We start from the raw sequence: 9,133 nt of genomic DNA, 5'->3' as shown, positions 1-9,133 counted from the left end.
TGAAACAGCTTTGAGCTTGAGTAGCGCCCCAGCCACGCCGCCCGCTGCGAGTGCGCCCAGGGCCAGTACCCCAACACCACCGCTGACGCTTTCCGACTCCGTGCGACCGGCAGCCCGCAGATGGCCGGCCCCCCAACTGACGGCGGCTTCCTGCGCCGCTGCAATCTGCTGTTCAAAGGCGGCACCCACGGCTGTACGGCCTGCGTAGAGCACGGGGCCTGCTGCGACCTCGGCGGCAATGAGGCTGTACTTCAGCCACGGGCGGTCTTCGACCTCTTGTCCCACGATGGTCGCCACCTCACCCGTGCCTACCACCAACGAGTCGAGGTTGAAGTGACCCAGCCAGGGCTTCGGTGCAGCGACGGCCGCTGAAGTTGACGTGGCTGCGTTACTTCGCAGCACACCAAAGCTCTGTTGCAGGGCTCCGATCTGGACGACGCCAGACCTCTGTTGAAAGCCGATCTCGAGCACCGAGATGGCGTCTGCGCGCTTCTCCCCTGCGAGGTCCGCGAAGTGCTCCAGGTACTCGCGTCCTAGGGCGACGCTGCCCCGGAGGCTCGGGTCGGACGATTGCGCGTTCGTTGCCCAGCGGCTGACAAAATCAAGGACCTCGGTGCCGGAGCGATCGCTCTTTAGTCCGGCCAACATGCGATCGAGGGTGCCGTGCAAAGACTCAGGAACCAGCGCCTTGGCTTGAGCCGCAAGCGCCGCATCAGCGCGCCGCGAGTGCTCCCCGGTCGCCGCATTGGCCAGCGCGTTGCCAAACGCATCCACGGCCACCTGGCCGTAGTCCACGCGCTGATCCATGCCCGCGGCCCGGCGCGTGTGGATGCCGACGATCCCACCGACGGCGCCGCCCAGCAGGTCCTGCCCGAACTGGCCGCCCACGGTGGTGGTGTCGATTTGCAGGGCCCTGCCCAGGCGGCCGGTGACGCTGCTGGAGATACTGGCCGTGACCGCATTGGCCGCCAGGCTGCGCCAGCTGAAGCTGCTGTCCAGCCCGGCCAGGCGCGCGCCGGCGTGGTCGGTGAGGGTCTTGACGGACGCGGAGGCCGCTGCGCCTCGCCAGTCGCCGGACTTGAGCACGGTGCCCAGGCTGCCGGAGACCTTGGAAAGCGCCGCTCCCGCCCCCGCCGTAAGGCCCGCAGTCAAACCAGCGCCCACCGCCTGGCGCAGGCTGAAGCTGTCGGTGACACCGAGGGCTTTGCCAACCAGCTGACTGGCGACGCTGCCGGCAACGCCACCCACGGTAGCGGCGATGGCGGAAGTCGCTGAGAGTCCGGCTGTGGCAGCAAAGCTGCCGGATATCGCACTGAGGCCTGTACCGCCTGCAAGAGCGGCAGTGCCTGTAGCCGCGGTCGCTCCGCCTGCGGTGGCATATGCCCCCATCGCCCCCGCCGCCGCTCCCGCGGTGTAAATCGTCACCACCACCGCCACCACGATCATCACGATCTGCAGCGGGTTGCAGCTGGCCTTGGGTGCGGGTGGGATGTAGCCGACGGCTGGCAGCTCAATGCCCGCGGCTTCACCGGCGTTGTACGGCCTGAACGTGCCCGCGCTGTTGGTCTGGGTGATCCGCTGCGGCACCTCCAGGCTGCTGCCCGGTGTCAAAGGCGCTTCGCCCTGCAAACCGTTGGCGGAAGCCAGCACAAACCACAGCGAGTCATCGCCGTACACGCGCTGGGCAATCGAGCGGAGCGTTTCCCCGGCATACACGACGGTGCGGCTCGTACCATTGTCACCGGAGCTGAAACCGGTGTGGCGGCCGGTAATGCGCACGGTTCCGTCCGAATAGATCTGGGCTACCTGTTGACCCGCAGCGTACGCAAACTGCGTGCGCGTGAAAGCGCCCATGGAACCGTTGCTCTGTCGATCTGCTTGCGCCCGGGCAATGATCTGCCCATTTGCATTCAATCCAAGCTGGGTCCGGACATCCACACTCAATGCACTGCCCCGCTCTTCAATCGAGCCAATCCGCCGCCCTTGATTGTCAAGCGTATGCGTGGTCCGGCTGCTGTTGTTCTGCGAGAACTGACCCGTCGAATTGGGGACCCAGAGCGTACCAGTTACCCCCTTCTCCACCCAGCCGTCCCAACCCTCATAGGTCATGGTGAATTGAGTAAACTTCGCCCCCGGGAGCTGAGGCCGATCGACACCGCTCCAACTCAAGAAGCCCTTCAGTCTACCGCCGGCGTCATATCCGACGCCATTGGTGATGCTTGGGTTGCTGAATGATGAGCTGTATTGCGTTGACGATCGGTGGTATGAGTACCGCCCTGCATCGCTGATCAGGATATCGGTATTCTTGTGGGCATCCTGCACCACGGTGTTACCCTGTAACGCACTGTACTCCACGAGCCAAGCCTCCGGCCCTCCCTGCGGAGTGCCGCCATTGCCATCCCCGAATAGCTGGCGATCGTAACGTGACTCGTTGGTGATGCGCCCATCCAGATCGTATTCAAATCTCTGGGTCGCTCTCGCCAGTCCCCGCAAGCTTACAATAATCGGATCAAGTGGGTTCCACTGCACCTCTTCCTGCACGAAGAACTCATCGACTCTGAGAAGGCGGCCCGCAGAATCGTATGCGCGGCGCTCGGACTCTACGAGAATCAGGCTAGCGAGCTTGTCTGGAGCAATCACGCCCGCAGCGACGGAGTTTTCAAGATCCAAGGCAGCCGCGACCACAATTTGGGTGCTCCGCAACTGATTTCGTTCGTCGTAATGGAATCGACTCACCGAATACTTCGACGATTCTGGAGCTCCGGGGTTGTTGCGAACCGAGTACTGAATGTTCCCGCTCTTGTCGTAGGTGTAGAAAACACTGAAATCACGTCCACCCTCGGACTGGCCATTCAGCGCTCGGAGACTGATGATCCCGTTGGACAGAAATCCGTTGGAAATGCGAACGCGGTTCTCCTTGTCATAGGTGAACCAGTAGGTTTGCACTGGGGGCTGAGATGTCGCCTTGATGGTCGGCGCTTGATCGATGAGCGAGTAGTTTTGGCCGGAGCCGCCCAGCGGGGTTGACGCGGGCGGCGAGTTGATCAAAACGGGTTCGACATCGCCAGCATCCAACAGGGCGCCATCGATGATTGAACTGCCTCTGTCCTCCAGATTCACCGTGATCTGGAAGTCATGAGCGGCAGAATTGTACGCACCGTCTGTGGCCCGCAGCTTATAGGAGAGCATGCGGGCCCCGCCGCTTTCGAAAGAGCCCGTGAGAAGGAGCCCGTTGCCGGAATCCGTGACCAGAATATCGGTAATTCGATTGCTCGGAGACCCGAAATCGAAGATGTGATACTCCATCCGGTTACCTTCAAGGTCCAGAAATGGATTTGGAGAGATCGTATGGTGTTGATTCTGCCCGATTATCCAGCTGAATTCGCGCTTACGCTGACCAATCCAGCCTGGATTCGAGATCGGTGGATTATTCCCGACAGCCGGTTGAACGGTGATCTGGAAGCTCTTGGTAATGGATTGCCCATTCGCCGTTGCGGTCACGAGCACGTCGACAGGCTGTGTGGTGGTTTGGGTCGGAGTGCCTGAGATGACGCCATTATTCCAGCTCAAACCGGCGGGAAGTGAAGAGGCCCAATCCAAAGTGACCTGCACCACGCCGATTGGGGTGAAGGCGGACGCAACATTGAGTGGCCCGAAGGCCTGACCCACCGTCGCCAGCTGATTGGAAATGGGCCAGGTGTACTGTGGGCCTGCATCGCCCACATTGACCACCAGTTCGACCTGGTGGCTCGCGGACGCGAGAATACCCAAGCTGTCAGTTGCAGAAATCATGACCCGGTATTGCCCGACGGCAGTGTTTGGGTCGACTTGGAGCTGCCCAGTGGTTTGGTTGATGATGAACCCTGCGGGCGGGTTGATCAGCGAGTAGCTTCGCGCTGGATTGCCCGCAGGGGCTTGAAGGGTCCCGAAGTACTGGCTCGCAGCGTGGGAGAAACCCCGATCAATCGAGGCCACGGGATTGAGCTGCGTCAGCGTGGGCCCAAACAGTATGTTCGAGCCGAGCGTACCCAGGCTGATGTGTATGTCGTACTCAGCGCTGTTGTAAGCACCTGACTGATCACGCACTCGGACACTGGCGTAACGTGCATGCGATTCTCCCTGATCGGCTTTTTGGTAAGTGAGAGCGAATCCTCCATTGGAGAGCTGCTGAATTGTGTCGAAGCCCGACGTCCGTGATCGGTCGAACTCGTAAGTCAACGAGCTGCCTTCAGGGTCGCTGAAAAAGTGGAAGTTGGCCGTGACCGTGGCGATCGGGTCTGGGCTGTTGGGATTTCCGCGGTACTCCTCCGAGTACACAATCTGAGCGGGTACGCCAGTTCTAGGGACTGGAGCCTGGTTTGAGGCGGCATTGACGACAACCGCAACCGGCATCCGGATGACCGTGGCCCCTCCGTCCAGTGTCGCCTTGACGTTGACTACATATGTGCCAGCGCTGCGCGGACGTACCTGCAAGACGTCGTAGGCACCCACAGGCGGGTTAGGCGGGTTGGCGGTGATCTCTCGGTACTTGAAACTGGCGCCCACATTCAGATTCGGGTAGGGCTCGAATTCGAATTTCCAACGCGCCGGGTCCTGTGGGATCGCTCCTTGAAGGAGGTTGAACTGGCGAATCTGTCCCTGCTGCATTTCTATAGGACCGAGCTGTGTCAGCCCTACCGTCGAGTTGGACGCTGTGAGCTGGAAAGTTTCGGTTTTCGACAGCCCAGAGGGATCTCGAACGGTTACCGAAATACTGTATTGACCCGCTGCGGTTGGCTGCAGGAGCATCCGGCTTCCGTCCATGGTCACACCCGCCTGAGCCGGTGCTGCAAAGGTGTAGCTGAGAGCCTGTCCTTCCGGATCCTCGAAGAACTGATTCAAATCGATCGGCCCAGAGCTTTGGCCGACGGTAACGCTACGCGCTGGTAGAGCCGTGTATCCATCTATGAATCGTGGAGCCTGGTTGCTTGCTCTGATCTGCAGCGCAAAGTCCACTTGAGTTGCCAGGCCGCTGAAGGGGTCGTCTGCGTACAGGCGAACGACGAGTGTTTGGTCCGCATTGACTGGGGGCGCGCTCCCACTGAAGCGCGCGATGTACCGGCCACTTCCAGCCGCACCGGCTTCAGTGGTCAGTACCAGCCAATTTGGCAGACTGTTCACATTTGTTCCGTTGACGATTCCGGCTCGAAAGCTGATGGCATCTCGATCCGGGTCGGTGGCGCCGATCTGGAAGTTGAACCCTGCGTTACCGCCGACCACTTGCGGGTTGGTCGCATTCGGGTCGAAAACGGGCTGGCTGTTGGCGCTGTTCACGGTCAGCGTGTAGGTCGCCCGCGTTTCCTGGGCGCTTCCGGGGTCGCCGGCCTCTCGCGCATACACACGCAGCTCGTAGCTGCTGTTGGCTGCGGTCGGGGCGAGGCCGGAGAAACGTGCCACCGGACCGCCACTGGGGCCCGTGGCGGTGCTGAAATTCAGCCACTGCGCAGAGGGGTTCAAGGGCGCGGGCAGGGCGATTTCCTGTCCGTTGACGAATAGCGCCGCGCGGTAGGCCACCGCACCACCTTCGGGGTCCTCGGCGGCAATGTCGAAGCTGAAGCTTTGCCCACGTCGAAGGGCTGCAGGGTTCTGGCCTGGCAGGAAACTCGGCGGTTCGTTGCCCTGCCCCGCGGTGATGCTTCTGCGGTTGCCGACAGCATCGTAGGTGTAGGTCAGGTCGAGAATCGAGCGGCTTTGAACCAGGTCGCTCTGCTTGACCGTTTCGATGCGGCCGTTGGCGTCGTAGGTGATCCGTGTGCGCAGGTGTACGGCCGGCCCCCCGACGGCAGGAGTGTAGTTGATCTCCTGAGTCAGATTTCCAGCGGCATCGTACTGATACTCGGTCCAGTTCGAACCCTCGGTGACCTTCTTGACGAGACCGCTCTCGTAGTACTCGAGCTTTCGAACCACTGAGCTATCGATTCTGACCTCGTTGAGCAGGCCATTTGAATCGGTGTAGGTCTTGAGGCGATTGGACAGGTCGCGCTGACTCTCAAGGCGGCCCTGGGTGCCGTATTTCCAGGTTTGGGAAATGCCCAGTCCGTCGTAGGTTTCGCGGACCTTGCGACCCATCTCGTCATACTGGTAGGACATCTCAACGCCCATCGCCGTGCGACTGACCGTGACCTGACCGCGGCTGTTGTAGGCGAAGCGCTGGGTCGCATTCATGCCGTCGGTGACGGCCAGCCGGTGGCCGTCCTGGTTCAGCACGTAACGCTGCTGCATGCTCTGCTGATAGGCCGTACTGTTCGGAATCTGGGTGTAGTCACCCATTTCGGTGAGTCGCCCGCGATCGTCGTAGTTTCGGTAGAGCACCTGACCACGGCTGCCGTCCGCGGGGCGCTCTATGTATTTCTCTTCGCCAAGGCTGTTGTAGGCATAGCGCGTCACCGCGCCTTCGCCATCGGTGGTGCTTTGCAGATCGCCGTTTGCCGCGTAGTAGGAGTAGCGGAACACTCCGTTTGCGTCCTTGGTCCACGCGAGGCGGCCATGGATGTCGTAGGAGTACTCGCTGACCGGGCGGTGGCCGGGTGTCGCCTGCCCGTTTTCACCTACGACAGTGACTGCGGCCTTCTCCTCGCGGGAGATCAGATTTAGCGTGTTGTACTGATAATCGGTTCGATTGTTTCGCGCGTCGGTAATGGAGAGAACATTGCCCCAGCGGTCGAAAACACGAGTGACCACGGGGAGCGCGGTCGTTTTGTCGTCGGTGTTTCTGGGCGATGTGCTTTGAATCGCACGCCCCAGCCGATCGGTGGCGTCAATGTAGATGGCTTCGCCGCCGAATGACGCACGCTTCTCACGCACCTTGTGGCCGCCCAGGTTGTAGCCGTGGTCGCGGTCGAGCCCCTGTTCATTGTCGTTGCTTACGCGAAGTCTGCCGGCCTGGTCATAGCCGTAGGTTCGGTCATCAACGAATGCCGTACCAAGACCATTGGTGATTTTTCGAGTCGCGACCTCGCCAAACGCGGTGTACTCAATCTCTGCTTTGTTGTCTCGGTAGTACTCTACGTAGTCGCCCTCCTTATTCAACTTCCAACGGACCGTTTCTGTTTTGGTTTGCCGCCCTACATCGTCGTAGCTGTAGCTGTTGACAATCCGGTCGAGCTGGTTGGCTTCCGCTCCCCCCATGGCGAGGTCGTGGTTGATCTTGAGCTCGCTGACTTCCTCTTGCACATTGTCGGCGGCGTCGTAGTAGCGCCAGCTGATCTTGCGACTGTTTGCCTGCAGGCCTTCCTGGGTCCACACCAGACGCCCCTGCAGATCGTAGCGACTGCGGGTTTCGCGAGCGTCCACGGGGGTGACCAGAGCATCCCCGGCGCCTCGGGTATAGCCTGCGCGAACAACGCGCGTGGCGTTTCCGAATGCGTCGTAGGCGAAATTGGTTGCAGCGATGCGCTCGGCGTAGTGGTTGCCGTCGAGATTCACAGCCCCATTGGTCAAATCGCCCTGGAAGACGAGGCGCGCGGGATCGCGTAGCTCAATCAGCCGACCCAATGCATCGTAGTTGCGTACGCTGACGGGAGCATTTAGCGGTCCATATGCCTGCGTCTCCGTCTTGATTCGGCCCTCTCTATCAAATGTGTAGTGGGTCGTGTTTGGCACGAATCCCGCGCTTGATTCCACGCGTCGGGTCTCGTGTGTGAGTCTGCCAAGGCTGTCATAGGTGTAGGTGGTTACTCGATTCGCGCCGACACTCGCGTTGGGCGCGTTCGGTGCGGGCGGGATTGCAATGATGTTGAGGTCAATGCTGGCGTCGAGTTGTAGCGCGTACTGGATCTCGGTCTGCACTCTGCCTTGTGCGTCGTACTCCCACGCGGTGACATAGCGTTCGGCATCCACGGTTCGGATGCGGCGGCCCGCGTCGTCGTACCAGTGGAAGGTTTCAGCCCAGCGCGCAGTGGGGGCGCGTTCAAGTACAACGGCTTCCTTGATCAGTCGGCCGTAGGCGTCGTAGGTGAAGCTGGTTTCGGGCTGCCCAGTGCGCAGGACACCTGAAGTGTCGTAGTACTCCACGGCGGATTGCTTGGCCGAGGTTTTGCGGCCCAGGCGGTCGTACTGGTATTCGATCTTTCGGTCCCGCGCGGAGTCCACAATGAGCGCAACCTGGGCGTTGACCGTTGCCAGGCCCAAGGGTGCGCCGTCAGCGGGTATGGCAGTCTGTGCAATCGGGTTGGCGTAGCGGACAACACTGGCCTGCTCGCCGTAGGCGGTGTAGGTGTAAGCAGTGACGAAGCGCTCCTGGTCGACTTCGTAATTCAGACGACCCTGGGCGTCGTAGATCTTGTAGGAGTAGAAGCCGCGCACGTCCTGCTGGACGACAGCACGGCCGAGCGCGTCGTAGGTCACCGTCAGGGTCGGCAGCGCAGCGTTTTGATCAACGATCAGCTCGCGTCCATCGCTGTCGAGCCGGCCTGCGTTCGGGAAGCGGGTCTGGATCTGCAGGCCACGGGCGTCGTAGACGTAGTCGGTGGTACGGGTGCGGAAGGTGGCGTCGGGCAGACTGTCGCGGTTTTCGTCCTCGACGCGGCGCACCACATTGCCCAAGGCGTCGTAATAGGTGCGGGTGTAGATCGGGCGAGTCAGGAGGCTTTCGACGCCATTGACGTCGATGAAGCTGACGCTTACCTCGGGGCTGCGCTCGCGGGTACGGCGCCCTGCCGCATCCGTTTCGTAGGTCCAGCGATGACCCTCTTTGTTGGTGTACGCGGACAGACTGCCAGCGGCGTTGTACTCGAAGCGTTCTGTCGATTCGAGCGCGTCAATGGCGGTTTGAAGTCGTCCGGCGGCGTCGTATTCCTTGCGGGTGATCGCGGCCGTCTTCCCACCCAGGGCAGCGCTGATCTCGGTCGCGGTGAGGCTTGGCAACGCAAACTCGTCGCGGTAGACGTGTGACGAGGCGACGCGACCGGCGCCGTCGTAGCGCTGCTCGGTGATCGCGTAGTACTGGGTGCCGCTGCGGTAGTCGGTTTCGGAACGCGTCAACCCCTTTGAGACAGCCTGTTCACCAGATAGCTGTCATTCGTTCTCCTGAGTGGCGGATTCGCTCATGCTTGCGATCTCGTTGCTTCCGAGTTCACTGGGCAGGGTCACGATG

General features: G+C 61.1%; 1 protein-coding gene. It reads right to left on the bottom strand.

Annotation, left to right across the window (positions count from 1 at the left end; all coding sequences use genetic code 11):
• A partial coding sequence (locus tag ACIQ7H_RS20935; protein WP_395795213.1) for a putative Ig domain-containing protein occupies positions 1 to 9,021 on the bottom strand: 9,021 nt, incomplete at its 3' end.
• Positions 9,022 to 9,133: the final 112 nt, after the last annotated feature.

The sequence above is a fragment of the Aquimonas sp. genome (assembly GCF_044377145.1).
Lineage (GTDB): Bacteria > Pseudomonadota > Gammaproteobacteria > Xanthomonadales > Xanthomonadaceae > Aquimonas.
The sequence above is the reverse complement of the archived record's forward strand: the minus strand, read 5'-3'. Positions and strand labels throughout refer to the sequence as shown.